The sequence below is a fragment of the Natrarchaeobaculum aegyptiacum genome, assembly GCF_002156705.1.
GTDB classification, from domain to species: Archaea; Halobacteriota; Halobacteria; order Halobacteriales; family Natrialbaceae; genus Natrarchaeobaculum; species Natrarchaeobaculum aegyptiacum.
This window is the reverse complement of sequence record NZ_CP019893.1, coordinates 2,970,382-2,993,708: the sequence shown is the minus strand read 5'-3', so window position 1 is coordinate 2,993,708 and position 23,327 is coordinate 2,970,382. Positions and strand designations below refer to the sequence as shown.

Sequence of the window (23,327 nt, the reverse complement as noted above, 5' to 3'; positions counted from 1 at the left end):
GAGGGCAAAGCGTGGCGAGCGGCGAAAGTAGCACCGGTCGGGACGAGGCGGGGCGCAGGCGTGGTGCAGGTGGCTGTAAATTCGCTGCGGTCTTATTCGGCAGTCGTCGACGGTTCGGCACCGTTTCCGGTTTCGGACTCGGCCGCGAGGCGCGCTTCTGCGCTGTCGCGATCTTCTGGATAGCCGACGTCGATCCGCCAGCCGTCCATCCGGATCGCGTCGATGGTTCGCCCGGACTGGATGAGCAGGTCGATTGCGTCCGGGAGTTCGTACTCGCCGCGATCGGAGGGCTGGACGAGATGACAGGCGTGGAAGATTGCGGGCGTAAACGTGTAGAAGCCGGTCATCACGAGATTGGAGGGTGGATCGTCCGGCTTCTCCATCACCTCGACGATCTCGCCGTACTCGTTGGTGTCGAGGACGCCGTAGCGGGAGGCCTCCTCGTAGGGGACCTCCTCGACGAGGAACGCCGCGTCGGCCCGGTCTTCGCGCTGGCGGTTGATCACGTCGCCGAGGTTCGCCCGGAAAATGTTGTCCCCGAGCATCAGAACGAAATCGTCCTCGACGTACGGCTCGGCCTGGAGGATGGCGTGGGCAAGCCCCAGCTGTTCTCGCTGGTGGGTGTACGTGATCGGAACGTCCTCGTAATCGTCACCGTAGCGCTCGATAATCTGTTCTTTCTGGTAGCCGACGACGACGACGAACTCGGTGACGCCGATGTCGATGAGGTTGTCGAAGACGTCCTCGATCAGGGGCTTACCGTCGACTTCGACGAGTACCTTCGGCTTGTCTTCGGTGAGCGGCCGGAGGCGGGTTCCCTTGCCCGCGGCCAACACGACAGCTTGCATACCCAAAAAGATCCGAACCAGCGGCCAAATACTTTCGGCTCCGCGAGTACCGGACTCACTCGACGACGGGGAGGAACCACCGACTGGTGCAGACGCTCGCTCGCTGACTCAGGAGTTCAACACGAGCGGTTCGTACCAGTCACGATTCTCGCGGTACCAGTCGACGAATCTGGAAACGCCCTCACGGATGGTGGTCGTCGGTTCGTAGCCGATCAGGTCCGTCGCCTTCGAGACGTCTGCGTGCGTGTGGCGAGCGTCCGCTTCCTTCGCCTCGGCGTACTCGAGGTCGACGTCAGCACCCGTCTCCTCGACGATGTGTTCGGCGAGTTCCTCGATCGTGATGTTGCCCGTCGAACCCACGTTCATCGCTTCTCCGTCGGCCGCGTCGGTCTCGAGGAGTGAGCGGTTGGCCTCGACGATGTCGTCGACGTAGGTGAAGTCCCGGGTCTGTTGCCCGTCGCCGTAGATGACCGGGGGTTCGCCGTTGAGACAGCGCGACGTAAAGTTCGTGATCGCCATGTTCGGACGCATCCGCGGCCCGTAGACCGTAAAGTACCGGAGACTGACGGTGGGGACGTCGTAGACGTCGGTCCAGACGCGACAGTAGTGTTCGGCCGTGAGCTTGGTCACGCCGTAGGGGCTCTGTGGCACGTTCTGGTGATCCTCGTCGTACGGGAGATACTCCATCTCGCCGTAGACCGACGACGACGAGGCGTTGACGAACCGTTCGACACCCGCCTCCTCGGCGGCGAGTAACAGGTTGAGCAACCCCGTCGTGTTGATCTCGTGGGGCTTCTTCGGATTCTCGACACTGGTCCGAACGCCCGCCTGTGCGGCCTGATGGAAGACGTACTCGACGTCTCGACTCGAGACGAGATCGCGAACGAGGGCCTCGTCGGTGATCGAGCCGTCGACGAACTCGTAGCGGTCGCCGCCGACCGACCGACAGCGGTCGATATTTCGCCGTTTGATGTCCGTATCGTAGTACGGGTCCAGCGGGTCGATCACCACGACCTCGCGTCCGTCCTCGAGGAAGGCCTCGGCGAGGTGCGAGCCGATGAATCCGGCCCCGCCGGTTACCAGCACGGTCATACCCCCGTGGACGGAGGCGGGTCACTAGTCTGTTACGAAGCAGCCGCTGGACGGTCCCGGGTCTCGGTCGCGTCGTCGGTACCCGGGGTCGAGCGTCGACCGAGCCCTGCCCCCTCCACCCCCGACTGCCACCGGCGTGTACGCGACCATCAAGTATTCGGTTATTCGCCCGAGACCAGCAGGCATGACCGAGAGCGACGTGCCGGCTGTCGTCCTCGCGGCCGGCGAAGGTCGCCGGCTCGAGCCACTGACGAACCGGCGACCGAAACCGATGGTTCCAGTCGCGAACCGACCGATCCTTGAACACGTCCTCGAGTCGGTCGTCGACGCCGGTATCGACCGGATCGTCCTCGTCGTCGGCTACCAGCAAGAACGCATTCGGAACTACTTCGGGGACGGTGACGACTGGGGCGTTAACATCGAGTACGTCGAGCAAGCGTCGCAACTGGGGACTGCACACGCGATCGAACAGGCACGAGAACGCGTCGACGGACCGTTCGTGGTGCTCAACGGCGACCAGATCGTCGACGCCGACCTCGTCGAACGCGTCCGGGACGAACTGCTGGCAACCGGCGAACCGGTCCTGTCTGTCACGCGCTCCGAATCGGCGAGCGAGTACGGAATCGTCACCCTCGAGGGCGAGACGGTGACCGAAATCGAAGAGAAGCCACAGGTGTCGACGACCGCCGAACTCATCAACGCCGGCGTCTACGGCTTCGAGCCCTCGATCTTCGACGCGATCGGCGAGACGCCGACACGAGACGGTGAACTCGCGATCACGACGACGCTCGAGGGCCTCGTCGAGGAGGAGTCGATGCGAGCGGTCAGGTACGGCGGTCGCTGGCTCGACGTCTCCCACCTCTGGGATCTGCTCGACGTGAACGCCGCACAGGTCGACCAGGACGGTGGCTCGAGCGGTCGAGAGTTGGCCCCGAGTGATAGCGTGCTCGGCCAGGACGTCTCGACTGGGCCGAACGCGACGATCGGCGGCGCGACGGCCATCGGTGACAACGTCACGATCGAGGCGAACGCCGTGGTTTCGAACGCCGTGGTTCTCCCCGACGCCGTCGTGGAAGCGGGTGCGGTCGTCCGAAACTCGATCGTCGGCGAGAACGCCCGGGTCGGGGCGAACGCCACGCTCACCGGCGATGGCGCGACGATGGTCGTCGACGGCGAGGTCCACGAGGGCATCGCCCTCGGAGCCGTGGTCGGTGACAACGCCGTCGTCGGGGCAGGGGTAACGGCCGAACCGGGAACCGTGCTCGGCGACGGCGCAGTCGTCGACGCGGGGGCAACCGTCGGCGGTCGGATCGAACCGGATGCGGTCGTCAGGAGGGGCTAACATGTGCGGAATCGTCGGCTACACTGGAGACGAGGCGGCCGGACCGCTCGTGTCCGCTGGACTCGAGAACCTCGAGTACCGGGGGTACGACTCCGCGGGCGTCGCGCTCGTCGGGGACGACCTGACGGTCGCGAAGCGAGCCGGGGAGGTCGGCGAACTGTCGGTCCCCGACGCGCCCGGCGCGACGACAGCCATCGGCCACACGCGGTGGTCGACCCACGGCCCGCCCACGGACGGAAACGCCCACCCCCACTGCAGTCAGTCGGGCGAGGTCGCCGTCGTCCACAACGGGATCATCCAGAACTACGAGGCCCTGCGGAGGGAACTCGAGGCCGACGGCTACGCGTTCGCCAGTGATACGGACACCGAAGTCGTCCCCCACCTCCTCGAGCGCGAACTCGAGGGCGGCCACGACCTGCTGTCGGCACTCGAAGCCGTCGTCGACCGACTCGATGGGAGCTACGCCATCGCGGCCGTCCGCGCCGGTCGGGATCGAATCGTCGCCACCCGCCACGAGAGCCCGCTCGTAATTGGACACGGGGATGACGGCTCTTTCCTCGCGAGCGACGTGACGGCGTTCCTCGAGCACACGCGGTCGGTGACCTACCTCGAAGACGACGACCTGGTCGCCCTCGAGGGTGAGTCGGTGACGGTGTATCGGGGCGGCGGGACAGTGGAGCCAGCGATCGAAACCGTCGAGTGGGAGGCCGACGCCGCCGAGAAGGCCGGCTACGACCACTACATGCGAAAGGAGATCCACGAACAACCCGCTGCCCTCCGACAGACGCTCTCGGGTCGGGTAGATCGGGACCGCGGCGACGTGGACCTCGACGTCTCGTTCCCGCAGGGATACCTGGATTCGCTCGAGGAGGTCCAGTTCGTCGCCTGCGGAACCTCCTACTACGCGAGTCTCTACGGCGCGCAGTTGCTCGAGGAACTCGCAGACGTCAGGACGAGCGTCGAAATCGCGAGCGAGTACCGGTTCAATGGGGGACGAGACCCCTGGCGCACGCTCGTCGTGGCAGTCACCCAGAGCGGTGAGACCGCAGATACACTGGGGGCGATCCGGGAAGCCGCGGGTGCCGGCGCTCGAACCCTCGCCGTGACCAATACGCTCGGCAGCACCGTCACGCGGGAGACCGACGAGACGGCCTTTATCCGGGCCGGCCCCGAGATCGGCGTCGCCGCGACCAAGACGTTCGCCTCGCAGGTGACCACGCTCGCCTTGCTCGCCGTCCGGATGGGACGCGAGCGCGGCCAGCTGTCGGCCGCCGAGGCTCGCGACGTCCTCGCTGATCTCCGAGGACTCCCGGGAGCCGTCCAGCAGGTTCTCGACGAGGACGAGCAGGTGCTCGAGACGGCTCGCGAGTATCAGGACGCGTCGTCGTTTTTCTTCGTCGGCCGGCGATTCGGCTATCCCGTGGCCCTCGAGGGCGCGCTGAAACTGAAGGAGATCTCCTACGATCACGCCGAAGGGTTCGCCGCCGGCGAGCTGAAACACGGCCCGCTGGCGCTGGTCGACGACGATACGCCCGTTCTGGCGGTCCTGACGGAGGCTGCGGAACGGGAGGCGACGATGCACAACGTCGTCGAGGCCCAGACGCGGGGGGCACCCGCTATCGGCGTTGTTTCATCGGCGGGTGAGGGGGGATCGGTCGACGTCGCGCTCGAGGTTCCGTCGGTCGGGCTGTTCGAACCGCTGGTGGCGAACGTCTACTTCCAGCTGTTCGCCTACCACGTCGCCAATCTGAAGGGGCGCTCGATCGACAAGCCGCGGAATCTGGCCAAGAGCGTGACCGTCGAGTGACGACCGACGACGAACGACCGTGATTGGGGGTTGTCGGTTTTTCGTTTCGGACTGATCCGGTGTCCAGTCAGGCGAACGACGTCAGTGGGGGACCTCACAGCGAGATGAACTCGTCGAGAGACCCATCCTCGTATCGCTGGCGATAGTGCTCGAGGTCGGACAGGGTGTCCACCTCGAGCCACCCGCCGTCGACCGGGACGGCCTGGAGGTGCCAGTCGTCGTCGATCAACCCCTGGAGGAACGCGGTCGTGTCGACCGAGACGTAGCCGTCCTGCTGATCGTCCAGATCGCGGTAGACGTCGATCAGGGGCTCGACGTGATCGTTCCGCACTTTGAGGAGGCCGGTGTACTGGGCGTCGATGTCGTCGTAGCCAGAGGGGGTGTCTCCGATCGAACGAATTCGGCCTTCGCCATCGAGCGAGAGGGTTTCTGCGTCCTCGAGCGGGTCGTCGAACCGGGCGTTCCACAGGGCTCGCCACTCGCGGTCGACGACAATGCACATCGGGGCGTCACAGGCCAGCAGTTCCTCGACGATCGCCCGTTCGTAGACGATATCGCCGTAGGAGATGATGAGGTCGCCGGCTCCCTCCTCAGGGAACTCGTCTGCGGCCCTGAACAGACTGTATACCATCTCCGTTTCGTCGTATACCCCGTTGTGGACTGTCTCGAGGCCGAGATCCCTAATTTGGTCACCCTCGTGGCCCGTGACCACGATCTGGTTCTCGACGCCAGCACGCTCGAGCGTCTCGACGTTTCGCTCGAGCAGCGAGGTACCGCCGAGTTCTACGAGGGGCTTGGGTCGATCGTTCGTCAGCGGCCTGAGTCGCGTCCCCTCGCCGGCAGCGAGGTGGATGGCCGTCGTCCCCGTGCTCATACAGTTTCGGTTGGGAGACGCGACCTAATAATGCGCCGATCCAGCCCGGACGATGGTGACTCGCGTTCGGGATGCCACATGATCCCCGTGATGGGATAGCGGTCGTGTTCGACCCACTCTATCGTCCCGTCCGAAACGTGCCCACAGACGCGCAGGCCGTCGCCCAGGTCGTCCTCGCCGATGCCATACCCATGGTAGCTGTTGACCGGGATGGTCCGGGGGACGTCTTCGAGGGCCGTCGCGTTCGGATCCACCTCGAGTTCGTGTTCTTTCGCGACGTGTCCGTCGACGTCGCGAAGCGAACCGCCGAAGTGGAGGTTGAGTAGCTGCAACCCGCGGCAGACGCCAAGGACTGGGAGGTTGCGATCGATCGCGGCCTCGAGGAGCGTCCGCTCGAACTCGTCGCGCTCCGGAGCGACGTTCGTCCCGTCCTCGAGGTGAGCGAAGTCGTTGCCACCGGTGACGACGACGCCGTCCAGTTCGAGCCGATCGACGTAGCCTGCAACGTCCTCGACCCGGTTCGGAAGCGGGACTGGGTCGAGGCCGAACGACTGTACGAACGGTCCCCACCGCTGATCGAGACAGTCGCGTCGCTCCTCGTAGGCCTCGACCTCGTAGACGCGCTGGGTGAGTCCGATTCGGGGCCGAGTCATCGAATCGTCTCGACGGTGTTTGCTTCGCAATCCAGTTCAACCACTGACGCGCCACTGAGCTTTTCGTACAGCGACTCGCCGACGCCAATCGCCGCAGGCAGTTCGAACTCGGCGGCTCTGATCGCCATGTGAGAGTTCGTCCCGCCGTACATCGTGATCAATCCCTCGACGTCGTATCCGAACAGCCAGTCGTAGCCGGGATCGGCCTGCGGGATCATCACGATCCTCCCGTCGAGGTCGACGTCCGGTTCGAGGTCGGGCTCAGCGAGTTCCGCCCGAACCATCTCGGTCGTCACGAAGTTCGGCTCCCGCGCCGGTCGCTCGAAACACAGGAAGTCAGCGTCGTCACAGAGCAACGGCGGCAACTCGACGGCACGGGCGATCGCGTGCCGCCCGCGACCCTCGTCGATCCGCCGCTCGAGCCACGTCTCGAGATCCTCGGCCGGCGGACTGGTCGTCAGCTCGAGATACTCCTCTATGGGGACGTAGGAGAGTTCCTCGCGGTCGAACCCGTTCCCGTCGCCGAAGGCTGCGATCCGCTCGAGCGCCTCGCTCAGGTTCTTGCTGAAGACGAACTTCGAATACTCCCGTCCCTCGATGGCCTCTTCGAGGAACGTCACGAAGCGCTCGCACTCCGCTGGGAGCCCGATCGCCTCGAGTTCGCGTTCGATCTCGGCTTTCGTATCTTCGTCCCAGACGTCCCGCGGGTCGGGATGGTCTCCGGGCGCGGTCGCTGCTTCGACGGTCGGCCGAAGGTAGTCGTCGGGATCGGTCGCGTACCGCGGCGACGTCAGGTCGTACGTTCCCGGCCGGAGGTGGCCGTACGTGTCGACGAACTCCTCGAACGCGAGGTCGCCAGTGTCGACGCGGTAGCCGTCCAGTTCGAATTCGCGGGCGACCGTCGACAGCGAGTTGTGGAATCTCGAGACGTCGTCGTCGCTCAGGACGTTCTTGCGCTCGAGCGATCGTAACAGCGAGACGGCGACGAACGCCGACCGCGCGAGGTGGGCGAACGGTAACGTTCCGAGCCGCCGACAGTCCTCGAGCAACCGCCGAGCGGCCTCGAGGTCAGGGAGGTCGGCTTCGCGAAGCCGTTCGTACCGGTCCTCGAGCGCCTCGACGGCCGCGATATCACGCCCGCTCTCGACGCGGTCGAACGCCCCGCGGGTGATCTCTCCGAGTCCCTCGCGAAGCTCCGCGAGTTCGTCGTCGTCGAAGCCCGCCTCCCGGAGCGGTTCGGCCCGGTACTCGAAATCGAACGGGAGGCACGTCAGCGCGATTTCGAACTCGATCTTGTCGTGGAGTTCCGGGCGGTCCTCGAGTCGGGTCAGGTAGTAGTCGACGAGTTTCGCGGCCAGTTCGTCGGAGACGCTCGCGGGGACGAAGGAGTTGAAATCCGCGCGGACGTCGACGAACGGCTGGCCGGCGAAGGTTTGCATCAGCGGCTGCGGGCGGACGTCTCGATACCCGAACTCCGCGCGTTGGGTCGCCCATACCTCGTCCATGATCAGGTATCGGTACAGCGATTCCGCGAGTGGGCGCGGACTGCGACCGATTATCTCGGCCGGGTTCCAGTCCGGCATCACCCCGAAGATCGTCCGGTCGCCGAGGACGAACGGCGACGATCGCTGGCTCTCGCAGAATGTTTCGCGGGCCGCCTCGACGGCCCGCACGACGGCGTCGTCGTCGACCGACCGCTCGCCCGCGTCCACGGTCATCGGTCGCACCTGGAGGACGTACACCTCGCCGTCGTCAGTGACCGCGAACTCGACGTCGAGCCCGTCGTGCCCGACGACCGACTCGAGTTCGTCGATCGCCCGGAGCACCGACGGGAGCCGGAGCGCCGGATCACCGGCGATCGTGGAGTCGCCCTCGAGTCGGGCGACCGTTCCACCGTCGGAGGTGAGCGAGGGGGTCGAGTCATCGTCGGATGCTGGAACGTCGCTCGCGAACGACGACACCGCGTCCTTGCGGACGACGACGGTCCGAATCTCGTCGCCGGTGCCGTCCGTGACGGTCACCGTGCTCCCCGTCGCCGCGTCGTAGTTGATCACGTAGTACGGACTTCCTCCCTCGACGGTGCGCGTCATCGCCACACCGCTCGCGGCGACGTCTTCCACCATCGGCTGGACCAGGACCTGGTTGTCCGGGTTGTCGTCGTAGGAGTCGATCACCGTCTCGATCGCGTCCGTAAGCGCCTCGTCCTCGAGCCGGACGTCGAGGATGCTCTCGAACCGACCGGCGTTCGAATGCTCCCAGCCGTCCTCCGCGAGCGTGCTCGAGCGAACGATCACCTCGACGTCGAATGCCTCGCGGATGTCTGCCAAGATTGTCGCCGGGTCGGTCGCGAACTCCTCGACCGTGAACGTATATTGCGGTGCGATCGTACTCTCGGTGACCATCGACTCGAGTCGTTTGAGAGTATTGGCTTTCGTATCGAGGACGAACCGGGCGAGATCCGCCGCGGTCTCGAGTTCAGCCCAGTGTCCGTCGACGTCGACTGGGTGCGGGTCGATTCCGGCCAGCGAGAGCGCCGTCACGAGATCCGGGAGGGCGTTCTCCGGACCGAGGAGACCACGGTCGACGATATCGAACAGGAACTCGATCGCAGCCGGGGAGAACCGTGCCAGCCCCGTGAACTCCGCATCGGCCGAGGCGGGCTCGAGCGTGCTCGAAATGCGGTCGATATGGTCTCCTTCGTATCGAACTTTTTCGGCGCGTTCGCGACTCTCGTCCGATCGAGCACTGTAGCGCGTTCGCCATCGTTCGTCGACTGCAATGGCGGCGTCGGCAGTAGCTTGCTCGAGTCGGTCGACGACGTCCGCCTGGAAGACCACGTCGGCATAACAGACGTAGGTAGGGCGGTCGCTCTGGAGGGGCGCCTCGAGGAGAGACCCAAGAGTCCCTGTGTCTTCCCAGTCTTCGTTTCTCGAGAAGTGGATCTCTGGATATTCCTCCACGATCTCCTCGAGGCGGTAGCCACCGACGAAGTGGAGTTCGGGGGACTCGAGTTCAGAGGTGAAGGCATCGATGAGCCAGTCGAGGACTCGACGGTCGCCAGCTGTGTGGCGGAGTGCAGATGGTTCGGTGCCGGAGAAGGGACGGCCGGCACCTAAGAATACCACAAGGGGCGAGGTCATATTGACGGTGATTTCGCTCCATCATATATATCAATTGTGGATCAATAATCGTAACAGCTTCTGATTGTACAGTATCCGTTGGAAACACTTTCTGAAGTTACTGTCGGAATGGTACGTTGAAGGGGATATTCCGTTCGACTGTCGTCTGGAATTTCGGAGATATCTGATACAAGGTCGCCGTATAAACAATAGTGCCAAGTGAAACGAGCCCCAGCACGATAATGGTATTATTTTCAATTAGGCCCGCTGATTCAATCGTTCCCCGAGTAATGGCCACGATTGCACCCATTGCAATAGCAGCAACTAATTGACGTCCAATCTCGTTCGCCGGGATTTCAATTGTAACAATTCGTATGAGTAAGAGATACGACGCTACCAGTCCGATCAATATCGAAAGGGTGCTTGCCACTGCTGCACCGATCCAGCCAAATCTCCAGATCAATATCACATTCAGGACGATATTAGACACTACAAACACGATGTTAGAAAAAAATGCCAAGTTTGGGAAATCAAGAGCATTAAGCGCATTGAGAAATTGCCGATAATAGCTGAAAAAGAGGACCGCTAGAAGCAACATCCAGAGGATTTCTACACCTTGGACGAACTCCGGGCCATAAATCTGCAACAGCCGATCGGAAATCACGACACCACCAACTAGACCCGGAATCGTAATCAAGCCGGCGTATGCAACGGCATCTTCGATAAGTAATTTTACTTCACCAATTTCCTGCTGTTTACTGATTTTACTTATCTCTGGGAACACTGTTTCCCCAATGGCACTGCTGAACAGGTCGAGGAACTTCGAAAGACTCCAGACGACGGAATAAATCCCAACTAACCCGGTGGCGACCATCGCATTGAGAATTAGTATGTCCACATCGTTTAGTGCCCGTGATTTTAGTCCACCGAGCCAGGAGAACTTCGCATAGTTAAGAAGAGACTGGTAATGAGTAGAAGTCGGATTCGCTGGGCGGATTTTGAGGAAGACTCCGGCAACCAGCAGCACAATAATTGCCCCGATAAAATATCCTAACAGCATTCCGATAAGACCCAAACCCGCAAAAACAAGTGCCAACTGAATAATGCTCTGGGTGGCGGTTTTGACTGGTTTTAGAGGTCCAGCGATATGCACCATATGCAGCCCCCTCAAGACCTCCAGCACGAATATGAACACTAACTTAATAGCCAACAACAGCAATATGAAGTAGACCACCGATGTTTGAGAGTAATTCTCAAAATCACTGAGATACGATTCAATAAATGGCGTTGCTGCAATAGCCACAAGAGAAATAGCAGTAATAAACAATACCAGGGAAACTATTCCTGCAACCAGGAACTTTCCACGGTCTTCCCCTTCGCTAATACGCTTATTCGTCGCTTTCGCGATCCCCATTTTGCCGCCTGTTTGCAACCAAGCAACAGTCGACATGATCACAGCATAGATTCCGAGAACTTCCGCTCCGAGCACTCGAGCAAAGTAAATCGTTGCGATGAATCCTAACGCGGACCCTGCCAATTTTGAGAGAAAGACGATCAGTGATGTCTGTCCAATATTCATAAGTGCAGAGCGTATCTTTCCGAGGACCTACTGGACAATATCTCTACTGCGATTTGGTTTTCCCTCTATACAGTTGTCGAGTATGCAATCAAGGAAATCGATATCTCGATCAGGTACGAGTGAATTTATCGCAAATTCTCGTTCACGACAATATCTGGATTGATCAGTGATGTGGTTTTCTAGTTCTAGCAAGAAGTCTTCAAAGTCGGATATCTTAGGACCAGGAGTATACTTTTCATCATCGAAAGCAAGGCCTTTGTTAGTCCAGTAGGGATTCGTGTCGTCAATGATGAATAAAATTGGTCTATCTAGTGCCAAATACTCCGTGTATATTGACGAATAATCCGTTATGAGCACATCAAATTCGGGAAGGATTTCGGCCGCTGAGGGAGAGAATCCGTGTCCAGCATATTTTATTATGTCGCCGTCAATATATTCGTCGTAAATGCCCGCTTGTTCTTCATGAATATGCATTCTAATATAAAGGACAACATCTAACGACTCGAGCTGCTCCCGCAGCACTTGAAGATCGAAATCGGAAAACGGGAATAACTCTGTCGGTTCGTAAGTTCCTTTATGAGTAGGCGCATACAGAATACGGGATTTACAACCATCATTACCGAGTGATTCTTTTGTCTTTTCTGGCAGAATGGGGGAATCTTTTCCAGTCCGTAGCCGTTTAAGCCGAGTGTATTTCGGGTAGCTGCATTTTTTCACCTGAGCCGGGTGAATGCCTTCTGCTGCAGATCGATAGAAAAGTTCGACATCACTCGCAACAGGATATATGTCAATAGGGCGGAATCGGCGTGGAAGCCTAACAGTGCTCACTGCCCCGCTTTCTGCGTTTCGTTCTCTGAACCCACCACTTGCTTTAGCAAAACCATGGAATATCCGCACAAACTTGCGTTCCGAATTCGTATTAACAAACCGGTAGCCAGCGAGTTCTGGACCGTTCCGGATGAAGATGAACTGTGATTGAGCAACGGCACTCGGAAGGTGGCTAGAGCCTTCCTCGATTATTTTCACCTCAGTATCAGACCCCGTGATGCTTTCGAGGGCGTATTTATTCGAGGAGATGAATTTACTCTCCGACGAAACCAGTAAGAATACTGTATCAATATCAGATCTCTTGACAGATTGGACAACGACGGATAACGTATCCGAGTCAAACATCGATTGACGAAGAGTTACCATAATCGTTCTATCGCAGGGATAGTCCCCGGTCCGGTCTTTAACAGCAAATTTTAAATTATCGATAGATGGAACAGGTGTTAGAAGAAAATCGACGCTCTTGCGAAACAATGAGCGTAACCCTTCATTCTTTGAGATATAATACGCACGTAGCAGGGGATTAGTCATAGTACTTTGAGGATCGCATCTCGAGGGCTTATATTCAACGACAGTGCTTCGCTGTAGAGCTGTTGAGATTATTCGGCCGTAGCTAAATAAGAAGTGTCGTATAGATCTCTGGTGAATCAAAAGATTGTGCTGGCCTGATGCAAAAATCCCGGGTAGCAAGAAACGGTGGATGAATTACGTCTAAACTTTCCGCTTTGCCAGGGCTGTCGTGACGCTAGCTAAAATGCTGCTAGTGACTGGAGGGGAGTCCGCTCGCTACTGACCTAATATCCGGCGACCAGATCATCAATCCTCATAAATAAGATAGGCGTAGTTTCGTGTCGGATATACCATGGCCGTTCCCCGGACTTTCACGACACTCATTAGAGTATCAGGTATTATAATTTATTAGCGAATAGAGCCGGATGGGATAAACACCATCATTGAATCGAAGTACTTGAACGACTCTGAGTCATACCAAGCAGTGATGGTCGAGTATCTAAGACGTATTAGCTTAAGTATCATTTTTGGAGTCATTGACCTATTCGTACGTCAGAAACGATCAGACGTGATGATTTGCACCCAGTATGCTATTCTTGACGCTGATGTCAAACCTCTGTTGGACCGGTTATCGGAAGTCTCTGCCGGTCAGATTTACGTTTGTGTACAAGAAGATCAACTGGACACTTCCACCAACGATCTTGAATCGCCATACAATGATCAAGTTACGATTGTCGAATCAGACACGTTCTCATTCTTGTTCAAACTTGCAACCTGTCGACTCGTCGTACTTGAAGGCCCACATCACCTCCATGGATATCGGTTATTCTGGCAAAATTACCGCCGAACCTGTGTGCTATTTTATCACGGTGTAATCACGAAAGCCTATCGGCGGCATGCCAATGACAACTCTTCTCCCTCGCTATTTGGACGGGTGAAGAATACCGTCCTCGACTGGTATCTATACACAGGGATTGACGCACAATCAGTAGCCTCAGACGTGGAACGGTTCTTTCGCTCGAGTGCCGAAGGGCGACATCCCGCTCACTTTGAGACACTCGGGTATCCACGGTATGACCGGATCGCAGAGCTTCTGAGCGATGATCCGTCCCCACCTCCTGAAGAAATCGACGTTGAAGAACTCAAAACGGACCACGATACCATCCTCTATGCGCCGACCCACAAGGACGGTGCGTACCGGTCGACGCCGTTTCCCTTCGAGAACTTCGAACTGGAAGAGTTACGAACCTTTCTCCGCGAGCAAGACGCTCGGTTGTTCCTCCGCATGCACCCGAACGAGGAAGATAGTGGAATCTACGAGAAGTTCGTCGATGGAGAGACTATCTTCTACGCCGGACAGGACAGGTCGCCATCGTCGCTAGAACTGCTCGCTCACGTAGACGTGCTCGTTACTGATTATTCGTCGATTTACATGGATTTCCTCCCGTTCGATCGACCAGTGATTTTTGTTACCGATCGCCACGAACAGTTTGTCGATCAGCGTGGGATTGCATTCGACTACGACCGATATTTTCCTGGCAAAACCATCGATTCAGCAGAAGAGTTTCTCGAGCACCTCGAGACCTGTCTCGCTGGTGATGAGACGTTTAGTGAGGATCGATCGTTCGTTCGGCGCGTGCTTTTGCCGAATTGGAAGGAGTCGACAGTCGAGAAAGTACTGGCTTTTTCGGGGTTTTGCGATGATGAAAGCGATCCAGACAGTCAATATACATAACCGTCGATGGAGTAACTCTGAACGATCACAAATATCCGAGATCTTCGAGTTGTTCTCGGACTTTGTCTGAGTCGCCTAATTTAGTTCTCTGATCACTTGGTGGAGTTGGTGTATGGTCGGTATGATCCAGCTCGAATTCTATCGCTTCACACACGTCGAGAACGCTTGAGATTTTCTCGATCATTGCTGGTTTAGTCGCGGCAACCATCGCTTCCTCGGTGTGGAGGCCGTCCTGAAGGCCGTGGTCGCTGACTAACACGAGCTCGTTGCTTTCGTCTAGATCGGAAACGAGTTCCCCCACGAACTCGTCTAGCTCTTCGTACGCCCGTCCTTGTAATGCTGGTCGATCGTAGCTGACGTGTCCGATCAGATCGAGGCCGCTCGTATATCCAAAGACGAGTTCATGCTGTCGACTACGGAGCGCCCGACGGATACGAGCGAGCCGAATCATCGACATCTCCATACACAGTTCGTAGAACTGATCCGGGTCCGACGACGTGTGGCCACCCATAGCGTCACCATCACGTGCAAACAGATCACCCATTTGTCGTCGTAATTGATGTTCGCGATCTTCTTCATTGGGATTAACAACGTAGTTTGGAATCCCAATTGCTTTCGACTCGTAGCCGTCGAAGACTGTCGAGAGCTCGTTTTTCTCGTAGTACGTTACGTTCGTTCGAAATGCATCGGTCTCCGTATTCGTCAGGAGCCAGCCGCCGATTCGCGTTTGCAGGGACTTCGGGAGAAAGTAGTCAGCGACCGTACTGCCAAAGTTTAGTACAGGATTTTCCCATGCTACACCGTCGTCGAGTTTCAGGCCGTGTTCTTCGGGTGAAAGGCCTGTAATAATCGTCGGCCAGAGCTCATGTGTGCTCGGTTCGCCGGCTGAACTGTTAATTGTTTCAATCCGGTCGTGGGTCTCTAGAGTTAAGTTGGGATGTTGGTCAGGATCGACCAGATCCGGATCAAGTGCGTCAATCCCGAAAACGACGACAGTCATTATGGCGACTGATTATATCGGTGTGGTAAATATCTTTCATTTCACTGGCCGCCCTGTGAGATCCATTTTAAGCATCTCTCAGAATCACTCGATATCGCTTAACCGCAGCATCGAAACTGTATTCCTCATCAATCATAACTCGAGCATTATGGCTCAATCCATCGAGATCGTCCCGGACCAGTATCGATGTGATGCTTTCAGCAATTTCCGCAGGTTCAACTTCGTCCATCAAAAACCCCGTCTCTCCCTCCCGAACTACGTCCGGAACACCCGAGACGGGCGTCGCGTAGACCGGCGTCCCACACGCCATCGCCTCGAGGATCGTTGTTGGTAGTCCCTCAGTAGGCGCGGAAGGCATCACAAGCAACCGGAGATGGCTCAACTCTTCGGGAACGGCATCGTGGTCGACCCAGCCAGTTATTTCGACCTGGCCTGAAGTGATTTCCTCGGAGAGTTCCGCCTCAAGCCAGTCCCGAAGCGCTCCGTCACCGATAAACCGGAACGTAACGTCGTCTGGTAGCCGTTTCGCGACCTCGGCGAGTGTCCGGATTCCTTTCTCTTCGTCGAGTCGACCCAGGAAACCGACCACGCGATCCCGCTCTTCGAAGGGACGATGCGGATAGAACCGATCGAGATTTACGTACCTTGCCCCGTGAGGATAGAGTTTGTAGTCGAATCGATCGAGTCCCAGTTCCTCGGCCATCGACGGGGTGTACGTGACGATGGCATCGGCCGATTGATACCCAATCCACTCGAGTGTCCACACACATCCCGCCAGAGTGCGCGCGAAGACGTTGGGCATACGCTGTTGCCACTGGAGACGCAATGTGAGTGGAACGTCTCCACGGGGCTGGAGGACGACTTTCTTCCCCGTAATTTTTGCTGCAATGATCGGGAGGAGATACGACGTCACGCCGAAAAACAGCACGGTCGATTCGGGACGGCGACGGATAACACGTGCCATCTGAAACTGGTACAGGAGGAACCGCGCCGCGGCTACGGGAATGCTCCCACCAGTGCCCTCCTCAGAAATCTGGATGGACTCATACTCGTCACGTAGTGACGAGTCTGCGGAGACTGTGATGGCGACGAGCGATACCGACGTGATCGCTGAAATGACGTCAAGAAGCGTTCGAGCGTGGCTGTCGCTCGCGGATCCGAGCGGATGAGTGACGACGCAGACGTCGTCGATATCCGACATAGCATCTCGTTTCGTGCAGCAGCGAAAATACGTACCGCTTTGGAATGCACGCGAAATTAGCTCGCTGAAGATGGCTTTCGTGTCCGGTGGCTCTCTAGCAGTCGTTCTCACTGCATTGGACAGTTACTCACCCCTAAACGCCATTGCAGCGCTGTGCACGTACCCAACACCCACGATCAAAGTGAAGACGAACATCATCAGGAACTGCACCACAGCAGCGCTCGATGGCGACTGCAATAGTTGTCGAATCCGTCGCGGGACATGCTGGGTGAACAGCATCCGCAGATACCCGTATTCTTCACCAGCCGACGCAGCGTCCCGTCGTTCCATCGCTCGTTTCGACTGTCCCTGTTCGAAAGCTCGCTTGCACAACCAGCTGAACTGAATCCGATGTTCGAAGACCTTGTGTCGAACGACCGCGTCGGCGGTATAGACGACTCCCCGACCATACGTCGCCCGCAATCGTGCACCGATCTCGGCCCCTTCGGAGTGACTGTACTCGTCGGCTGTCGGTCCCAGATCGGGGTCGAATCCACCGAGCTCGAGGAAGACGTCCCGACGAAACGAAATGTTCGATTCGAACGTGTTTCGCACCTCTGCACCGTCCTCGGCGAAGCCGGGATAGGTCACGCCGACGAGCCAGTAAAACTCCTCAGGAAGGAACCACGGCCGGCCGGCGAGCCATTCCCCGACCATTCGGCCACCGACTGCGAGTGCATCGGTCGACTCGTACACCGCCACCAACTCCGCGGCCCAGTTGGGTTCGGCGATCGCGTCGTCGTCGATAAACGCGACTACGTCACCGCTCGCCAGTTCGGCACCTGTCGTCCGACTGGCGGACACGCCCCGATTCTCGTCGTTACAGTGTGTGACGACGTTCTCCAGGGCTCCAAAATCCGACTGTACCTGCTCGTAGACCTCTTCGGTCCCGTCGACGACGAGTACGACCTCGAGCGAATCGTAGGTCTGTTCGAGGACGCTCTCGACGGCCTCGACGAAGTCATCGTAGCGTTCGGGTGCGTACGTACAGACGACGACGGAAACCTGCATTCGGTACGAGTTGAGAAGGGGTCAGAATAAGCGTTGTGAAGCTTTTGTATGGGTAACTCATAACAGAATAGGGTCCGAATCACCGGAGTCTACGGCTAGTATTCCAGTGTCACTGCAGCCACTCGACGACTGCTCGGACGACGCGTTCGGAAGCGTTCCCATCCGGATCGGCGTAAAACTCGTCTCGGAGGTGCTCACGTCTGTCACTATACCTGTCGTCACCGTCCATTGCTTCCCGAATCGACTGAACGAACTGCGAAGAATCGGTCGCGACCGGACCTGGAACGTGGTCTTCGTAGTCGAAGTACAGTCCCCTGTCGGACTCGTACGCCTTGAGGTCCGGCGCATAGAATACCATCGGCCGATCGAGTAACAGGTAATCATAGAAGATTCCGGAATAGTCGGTGACGAGAACGTCACAGTGCTCGAGATACGGATACAGGTCGCCGCCCGTCTCGAGTACACTGACGTGGTCGTATCCCTCGAGATTGTGATCGAACGTCGTCGCCGGATGGGGTGAGACGAACAGGTGCGCATCGTGGTCGGCCAGAATGTCGTTCAGCGCTGCAAACGGGATGTCGAATTCGGCGAACGATGTGCCGTTACGCTCACCGTAGGCTTCCCTGTAGGTCGGTGCGTACAGGACGACATCGCCGTTGCCTGCGACTTGGAGATACTCCTCGAGGACCCGCTGGTCGACTCCGAGCCGTTCGCCCCGAACGTCTTGCAGGAGAACATCGTTCCGGGGGAAGCCAGTGACCAGCATCCGCTCGGCCGGTACATCACGCATACTCATCATATTATCCATCGGCGACCCGTCGGAGGTAACCACGTACCGTCGGCGGCGCTCGAAGAACACGTCAACCGCGAACTCGAGGAGCCACGGCCAGTCGCGGGTGTGGTCGTTGAGCATTACCTTGAGGTAGTTGCCGTGGGTGAGGTGGACGAGCCTGGCGGTCCCCGTATACTCGGGCGCGATCGGACCGTGGGTCTCGAAGTAGACACCCGCTCGCAGCATGACGTATTTTCCACGGAGGCTTCTCGTCAGATACGCCTCGTGTCCTGCGTTTCGTATCTCTGCGATTATCTCGGGGTCGGTTCCGATCCAGACGTTCCGCACGTCAGCTTTCTCGTCGCAGTGCAAGAAGAGGTACTTCGAGTTGTCGGCGAATCTCGAGCCCTCACCGGCCATAAACACCCATATATGGTCGGTTCGCGGCACGACGAGCGAGAGTACGAACACCACCGGAGCCACGACGAGTCGGGCACCATGACGGAGACTCGAACGAAGACCTCCCATTGAGTGTGATGGTCTACCGGGAACGCAAAGTCCTTCCGATGACACAGACTGGTGGAAGACGACACCGAGAGTGCGACGAGCGATTCGGGTTATGACAGTCTCTCGATTTCAAATCGGGTATCCCCGAACGTCGGCCAGTGGTCAGCGGCACAGACAGTACAGGGGGCGATCACAGTCCAGAGAACCTGATAGCGCCGCGAGTAGATGACAAAGTTTATTCGCTACTTGGCACTCGTGAGTGCTAATGAGCACCGAAACGGACCACGTAGAGGAGCGGACGGACCTGTCACTCCTCGAGCGGTGGGATCAGTGGTATCACATCCCGATCATCGGGGTCGTGATGATCTTCATGTTTTTGACTCGAGTGCAGGCGTACGACAGGTTCGCGATGGAGGACGGCAATCCCGCCCTCGCCGCGGTGGATTCCTGGTATCACTGGCGTGCGATCGACTGGACGGCCGAAAACTACCCGCGAACGATGCCGTTCGATATCTGGACTGGATTTCCGGACGGTAGTTATGTCGGCCAGTTCGGCACGCTGTTCGACCAGCTCATCGTGACCGCGGCGATGATCGTCGGGCTCGGCGATCCCTCCACGGAAACCCTCTACACCGTCGCCCTGCTCGCTGTCCCGGTGATGGCAGCGCTCGTCGCGATTCCGGTCTTCTTCGCCGGTCGACGGCTCGGCGGGACGATCGGTGGAATTGTTTCGGTCGTCCTCCTCGCACTCGCACCCGGCGAGTTCCTCGGTCGCTCCACGGCCGGGATGCTCCAGCACCACGTCGCCGAAGTGCTCTTCATGGCGATCGCCGTGCTCGCGATGATGGTCGCACTCCGCGTCGTCGAACAGGACCGGCCGATCTACGAACTGGTGGTCGACGCCGACTGGAACGCGCTTCGTCGACCTGCACTCTACAGCATCCTCGCCGGAATCGCCCTTACCCTCTACATCTGGGTGTGGCCGCCGGGGATCGCGCTGATCGGTATCTTCGCGATCTACTTCACCGTCCAGCTCTGTCTCGACTACGTCCGGAACGTCTCGCCGGATCACGTAGCCTTCGTCGGCGCTATCAGCATGGGCGTTACCGCCATCGGGACGGCACTCCTGATCGAGGTGCCAGGAATCAGCACGAGCGTCACCGGCCTCAGCACCCTGCAGCCCATCTCCGCGGCACTCGTCGCGATCGGCTGTGTCTTCATGGCCTGGTTCGCCCGGCAGTGGAACGGCATCGACCTCGAGCGCCAGTATTACCCGGCTGCGATCGCTGGCCTCCTGGTCGTTGCGTTCGGCGCGCTCGCGGTGGTCCTTCCGGATCTCTTCGACACGTTCGTGGGCAACGTCCAGTCGCGGATGCTCCCGATCGGTGACCAGGGGACGGCAGCAACTGTCGCCGAGGCCCAGCGGCCGCCGGATTACATCGGCCACGTCACCGATCAGGTCGGGACCGCGTTCTTCACGATGCTGGCTGGTCTCGCACTTCTCGTCGCCCGCCCCTTCCGTGGTCGACAGCTCCGAGCCGAGCACACGCTGGTGATCGTCTGGTCGCTGATCATCGTTAGCATGACCGCAACCCAGATTCGTTTCGCGTACTACCTCGTGCTCCCGGTCGCCATCGTCAACGCGGTGTTCGTCGCGGAGGCGATCCGGTGGCTCGACCTCGACATCGACTATACACGGAGCCTCAACTCGCTTCGACAGGTCGAAGGCTACCAGGTGATCGCGGTGATCATGGTCGTCATGCTGCTTTTCGCCCCGCTGCTCCCACCGATCGCGGCGGCGACGGCGTGGGACCGCGGCGCTGCGGCCCAGCCGTCGGGCGAGGCCGACACCTGGGAGAACTCGAACCACTGGCTGGCCGAGAACACGCCGGAGCCGGGTAACTGGGCCGGCGCGGGCTACGACGACGAGTTCGACTACTACGGAACCTACGAGTACCCAGAAGACGGCGAGTACGACTACCCGCCGGGCTCCTACGGCGTGATGACGTGGTGGGACTACGGCCACCTGATAACGGTTCAGGGTGAGCGCATCCCGCACTCGAACCCGTTCCAGCAGAACGCTCGCTCCTCGGCCGCCTACCTGACGTCTCAGTCCGAAGCGGAAGCCGAACTCGCACTCGATGCCATCGCTGCAGGCATCTCGCCGCAGGATTACTCGCCGGACGAACTCGAGACCCAGCTCGAGGGTGAAGATCCCGACGCCGAGATTCGGTACGTGATGGTCGAAGATCAGATGGTTGCCGGCAGCGCACTCACGCCCGGCATCCGTGGTGGCAAGTTCAACGCGATCACCCAGTGGACGGGTCCGGACTACCAGTACTACACGACGCCGGAGGACTTCTCGCCGACCGAGCAGGTCGAACGCGACGAGATCGCAGACCGGTTCGGCCACCTTCCATACGACGACACGATCCAGTCGCAGCTGTACTTCGACGACGCCATCGGTTCGGAGAACTACCGTCTCGTCCACGAGAACGAGCGCGAGGCGACGCCGTTCGTCACCTACGCCGCGATCGATCCAGAAACGGATCAGCTCGCGGTCACCGAAGACGGACAGCCGCTGATCGCCGTCAACCGAATGGCCGACCAGTGGGCCCAGATGGACGTCGCCCAGCTCCAGCAGTTCGGCTTCGACGTCGAGATCATCGACCAGCGGCAGGCCCCACCGGTGAAAACCTACGAGCGCGTCGAAGGGGCGACCCTCACCGGCTCCGTCGGCGAGAACGTCGAGGATCCCGAGAACGCCACCGTGAGTGCGACTGTCGATCTCGAGACGAACACGGATCGGCAGTTCACTTACGTGCAGGAAGGTGAGGTGAACGAAGACGGCACGTTCGAACTGACCGTCGCCCACGCGACGAACGACGAACTGGGTGTCGAGGACGGCTACACCGACAGCGCCGTCGAGGCGCTCGACGAGTACGAGATTTCGGTAACGGTACCGTCGGACGACGGCTTCGACGCCTATCTCGCTGAGACCGAGGTCCCCGAACGGGCCGTCGTCGAGGGTGAGACCGTCGACGTCGACCTCGAGGAAGTCGACTTCGAGGACGTCGATCCCGAGGAAGAAGCCGACGACGAAGGTGAAGACGTCGACCTGATCGAGGGCGATGACCTCGAGGGTGAATCAGCGGCTGACGGCGACGCGCCCGAAGCCGAGGCGGACATCGGCGGTGAGGAGGACGGTGCGGACGACGCTGCCGACGGCGAGGAATAACGCGGCGCGCGTATTCACGTAACCGCGACGGGTTTCTACAGGACGCCGACGTGAGCCACTGTCGAGGACGAGTCTCCGTGATTACACCTCGACAGGCTGTTGCTGGGTAGATACGTTTCCGTACTCACGATGTAGCTGTGGTATGGCTACCCGACCACCGATCGAGTGCCCGATTTGCCACGCCGACGTCTCGCCCGACCGAAGTCTCGAGGGGCACCTGATGGACGCTCACTCGAAGCGTTCGCTTGCCCGATTCGTCGTCTCGGAGAACACGGCACTGCTGGCCGGCGACGTCGCGTAGGGGGCGTGTGGTAACGTGCGAAGAGTGAATCCGGTTCTCCGTCCAAGAGGAGACGCCTGAGGCGACCGCCAGTGAGTCTCGGCTGACGGAACTCCTCGAGACCTTACCCGAACAAAAACTGCTTGACCCGGGCAAGCAGTCCGGATGGCTGGTCGTCGTCCGGAGCCTCGGTGGCGGCGGCGTCTGGAGCGTCGGTGGCAGGGTCGTCCGGAGCGTCGGTGGTGGCGGGGTCTGGTGCGCTGGTGGCGGGGTCTGGTGCGCTGGTGGCGATGCCCGAATCGTCTGCTCGAGTCGATTCACTGGGCTGGCCACGGTCGAGAGTTCGGCCGTCAGTGCCGGCTTCAGCCGCTGACTCGTTCCCGGTTCCCGTCGCGGATTCAGCGTCGACTGCGGAGTCGGTGGCCAGTTCGTTCCCGGTGATGGAGCCGTCGGAATCGGTCTGCAGGCGTCCGGCGAGCGGTCCAGCGTCAGCCGAGAGGTCGTCGAGGTCGACCGTTCCCGAAGGAGATTCGGCAGTCGGCGTCGGTGGCGACTGGGGCGTCGACGGATCGTCTTCAGACGGTGGCACAACACTGGTGTCGTCCGGTGCGTTCTCGATGCCGTCGCTGGAATCAGTTCGGTCCTCCTGCACCTCACTCTCGAGCGTCTGCGTTGATCTGAGCGACGCGACGACGTCGTCGACGCTCTCCTCTGAGACGACGCGTCGCGGCCCGCCGGTCGGCTCGAGGCCGTCGGCTCCACTCGGTTCGTCGGTAACGGACTCCTCGTGTTCACTCGCGTCTGGTCGTTCCCCGCGTTCCTCACCCATGGGTGGTCGATGACAGCCCGGAGGGCATAATCTTTCCCTCACGGCGGTGCCATCGTAATAAAA

The 23,327-nt window shown here is 59.4% G+C and carries 17 protein-coding genes; 5 read left to right on the top strand and 12 right to left on the bottom strand.

From position 1 onward, the window contains the following. Positions 1-92: 92 nt before the first annotated feature. The gene (gene aglF / locus B1756_RS14535) at positions 93-848 is read right to left on the bottom strand and encodes a UTP--glucose-1-phosphate uridylyltransferase AglF (protein ID WP_086889191.1); all 756 of its coding nucleotides are present in this window, start codon (positions 846-848) and stop codon (positions 93-95) included. A 108-nt stretch (positions 849-956) separates the two neighbouring features. Continuing rightward, on the bottom strand, positions 957-1,940 hold the full coding sequence (locus B1756_RS14530) for a GDP-mannose 4,6-dehydratase (RefSeq protein WP_086889190.1): 984 nt from the start codon (positions 1,938-1,940) through the stop codon (positions 957-959). Positions 1,941-2,124: 184 nt separating this feature from the next. Here B1756_RS14530 and B1756_RS14525 point away from each other — a divergent pair, with 184 nt between their 5' ends. Continuing rightward, on the top strand, positions 2,125-3,282 hold the full coding sequence (locus tag B1756_RS14525) for a sugar phosphate nucleotidyltransferase (RefSeq protein ID WP_086889189.1): 1,158 nt from the start codon (positions 2,125-2,127) through the stop codon (positions 3,280-3,282). A 1-nt stretch (position 3,283) separates the two neighbouring features. Then, complete coding sequence (gene glmS, locus B1756_RS14520; RefSeq protein ID WP_086889188.1) at positions 3,284-5,089, top strand: glutamine--fructose-6-phosphate transaminase (isomerizing); 1,806 nt, start codon at positions 3,284-3,286, stop codon at positions 5,087-5,089. Between the two features lie 94 nt (positions 5,090-5,183). Here the strand turns inward: glmS and B1756_RS14515 are convergent, their stop codons facing one another. The 5 genes from B1756_RS14515 to B1756_RS14495 form a co-directional block, all read right to left on the bottom strand. Then, positions 5,184-5,963 (bottom strand): phosphocholine cytidylyltransferase family protein, encoded by a 780-nt coding sequence (locus B1756_RS14515; RefSeq protein WP_086889187.1) that lies wholly within the window; start codon positions 5,961-5,963, stop codon positions 5,184-5,186. After that, entirely contained in the window at positions 5,960-6,616 is a 657-nt protein-coding gene (locus B1756_RS14510) for a type 1 glutamine amidotransferase (RefSeq protein WP_086889186.1), read from the bottom strand. The genes B1756_RS14515 and B1756_RS14510 overlap by 4 nt, the downstream gene beginning before the upstream one ends. Further along, positions 6,613-9,756 carry a PEP/pyruvate-binding domain-containing protein gene (locus B1756_RS14505; protein ID WP_086889185.1) on the bottom strand — a complete coding sequence of 1,048 codons (3,144 nt, stop codon included), beginning with the start codon at positions 9,754-9,756 and terminating at the stop codon, positions 6,613-6,615. The genes B1756_RS14510 and B1756_RS14505 overlap by 4 nt, the downstream gene beginning before the upstream one ends. 97 nt (positions 9,757-9,853) lie before the next feature. Beyond that, positions 9,854-11,314, bottom strand: a complete 1,461-nt coding sequence (locus B1756_RS14500; RefSeq protein WP_086889184.1) for an oligosaccharide flippase family protein — start codon at positions 11,312-11,314, stop codon at positions 9,854-9,856. A 27-nt stretch (positions 11,315-11,341) separates the two neighbouring features. Next, positions 11,342-12,487 carry a CDP-glycerol glycerophosphotransferase family protein gene (locus B1756_RS14495; RefSeq protein ID WP_161493192.1) on the bottom strand — a complete coding sequence of 382 codons (1,146 nt, stop codon included), beginning with the start codon at positions 12,485-12,487 and terminating at the stop codon, positions 11,342-11,344. A 652-nt stretch (positions 12,488-13,139) separates the two neighbouring features. Here B1756_RS14495 and B1756_RS14490 point away from each other — a divergent pair. Continuing rightward, complete coding sequence (locus B1756_RS14490; protein ID WP_086889182.1) at positions 13,140-14,387, top strand: CDP-glycerol glycerophosphotransferase family protein; 1,248 nt, start codon at positions 13,140-13,142, stop codon at positions 14,385-14,387. 25 nt (positions 14,388-14,412) lie between these two features. Here the strand turns inward: B1756_RS14490 and B1756_RS14485 are convergent, their stop codons facing one another. The 4 genes from B1756_RS14485 to B1756_RS14470 all read right to left on the bottom strand — a co-directional run bounded on the left by B1756_RS14485 (position 14,413) and on the right by B1756_RS14470 (position 18,884). Beyond that, positions 14,413-15,387 (bottom strand): alkaline phosphatase family protein, encoded by a 975-nt coding sequence (locus B1756_RS14485; RefSeq protein WP_086889181.1) that lies wholly within the window; start codon positions 15,385-15,387, stop codon positions 14,413-14,415. 67 nt (positions 15,388-15,454) lie between these two features. Continuing rightward, positions 15,455-16,588, bottom strand: coding sequence for a glycosyltransferase family 4 protein (locus B1756_RS14480; protein ID WP_086889180.1), 1,134 nt, complete (start codon positions 16,586-16,588; stop codon positions 15,455-15,457). 123 nt (positions 16,589-16,711) lie between these two features. Then, positions 16,712-17,638 (bottom strand): glucosyl-dolichyl phosphate glucuronosyltransferase, encoded by a 927-nt coding sequence (gene aglG / locus B1756_RS14475; RefSeq protein WP_086889179.1) that lies wholly within the window; start codon positions 17,636-17,638, stop codon positions 16,712-16,714. Positions 17,639-17,747: 109 nt separating this feature from the next. Further along, positions 17,748-18,884, bottom strand: a complete 1,137-nt coding sequence (locus tag B1756_RS14470; RefSeq protein ID WP_161493190.1) for a CDP-glycerol glycerophosphotransferase family protein — start codon at positions 18,882-18,884, stop codon at positions 17,748-17,750. Between the two features lie 298 nt (positions 18,885-19,182). Here B1756_RS14470 and B1756_RS14465 point away from each other — a divergent pair, with 298 nt between their 5' ends. After that, entirely contained in the window at positions 19,183-22,155 is a 2,973-nt protein-coding gene (locus B1756_RS14465) for an oligosaccharyl transferase, archaeosortase A system-associated (RefSeq protein WP_086889177.1), read from the top strand. Between the two features lie 142 nt (positions 22,156-22,297). After that, positions 22,298-22,456 carry a hypothetical protein gene (locus B1756_RS19695; protein WP_186336465.1) on the top strand — a complete coding sequence of 53 codons (159 nt, stop codon included), beginning with the start codon at positions 22,298-22,300 and terminating at the stop codon, positions 22,454-22,456. A gap of 103 nt (positions 22,457-22,559) precedes the next feature. On the opposite strand, the gene B1756_RS14460 is transcribed toward B1756_RS19695, so the two are convergent. Beyond that, complete coding sequence (locus B1756_RS14460; RefSeq protein ID WP_086889176.1) at positions 22,560-23,264, bottom strand: hypothetical protein; 705 nt, start codon at positions 23,262-23,264, stop codon at positions 22,560-22,562. Positions 23,265-23,327 lie beyond the last annotated feature (63 nt).

Bases quoted from the DNA above. Each gene is read 5' to 3' on its own strand.
- aglF (WP_086889191.1), bottom strand. From the start codon at position 848: ATGCAAGCTGTCGTGTTGGCCGCGGGCAAGGGAACCCGCCTCCGGCCG.
- B1756_RS14530 (WP_086889190.1), bottom strand. From the start codon at position 1,940: ATGACCGTGCTGGTAACCGGCGGGGCCGGATTCATCGGCTCGCACCTC.
- B1756_RS14525 (WP_086889189.1), top strand. From the start codon at position 2,125: ATGACCGAGAGCGACGTGCCGGCTGTCGTCCTCGCGGCCGGCGAAGGT.
- glmS (WP_086889188.1), top strand. From the start codon at position 3,284: ATGTGCGGAATCGTCGGCTACACTGGAGACGAGGCGGCCGGACCGCTC.
- B1756_RS14515 (WP_086889187.1), bottom strand. From the start codon at position 5,963: ATGAGCACGGGGACGACGGCCATCCACCTCGCTGCCGGCGAGGGGACG.
- B1756_RS14510 (WP_086889186.1), bottom strand. From the start codon at position 6,616: ATGACTCGGCCCCGAATCGGACTCACCCAGCGCGTCTACGAGGTCGAG.
- B1756_RS14505 (WP_086889185.1), bottom strand. From the start codon at position 9,756: ATGACCTCGCCCCTTGTGGTATTCTTAGGTGCCGGCCGTCCCTTCTCC.
- B1756_RS14500 (WP_086889184.1), bottom strand. From the start codon at position 11,314: ATGAATATTGGACAGACATCACTGATCGTCTTTCTCTCAAAATTGGCA.
- B1756_RS14495 (WP_161493192.1), bottom strand. From the start codon at position 12,487: ATGTTTGACTCGGATACGTTATCCGTCGTTGTCCAATCTGTCAAGAGA.
- B1756_RS14490 (WP_086889182.1), top strand. From the start codon at position 13,140: ATGGTCGAGTATCTAAGACGTATTAGCTTAAGTATCATTTTTGGAGTC.
- B1756_RS14485 (WP_086889181.1), bottom strand. From the start codon at position 15,387: ATGACTGTCGTCGTTTTCGGGATTGACGCACTTGATCCGGATCTGGTC.
- B1756_RS14480 (WP_086889180.1), bottom strand. From the start codon at position 16,588: ATGTCGGATATCGACGACGTCTGCGTCGTCACTCATCCGCTCGGATCC.
- aglG (WP_086889179.1), bottom strand. From the start codon at position 17,638: ATGCAGGTTTCCGTCGTCGTCTGTACGTACGCACCCGAACGCTACGAT.
- B1756_RS14465 (WP_086889177.1), top strand. From the start codon at position 19,183: ATGAGCACCGAAACGGACCACGTAGAGGAGCGGACGGACCTGTCACTC.
- B1756_RS19695 (WP_186336465.1), top strand. From the start codon at position 22,298: ATGGCTACCCGACCACCGATCGAGTGCCCGATTTGCCACGCCGACGTC.
- B1756_RS14460 (WP_086889176.1), bottom strand. From the start codon at position 23,264: ATGGGTGAGGAACGCGGGGAACGACCAGACGCGAGTGAACACGAGGAG.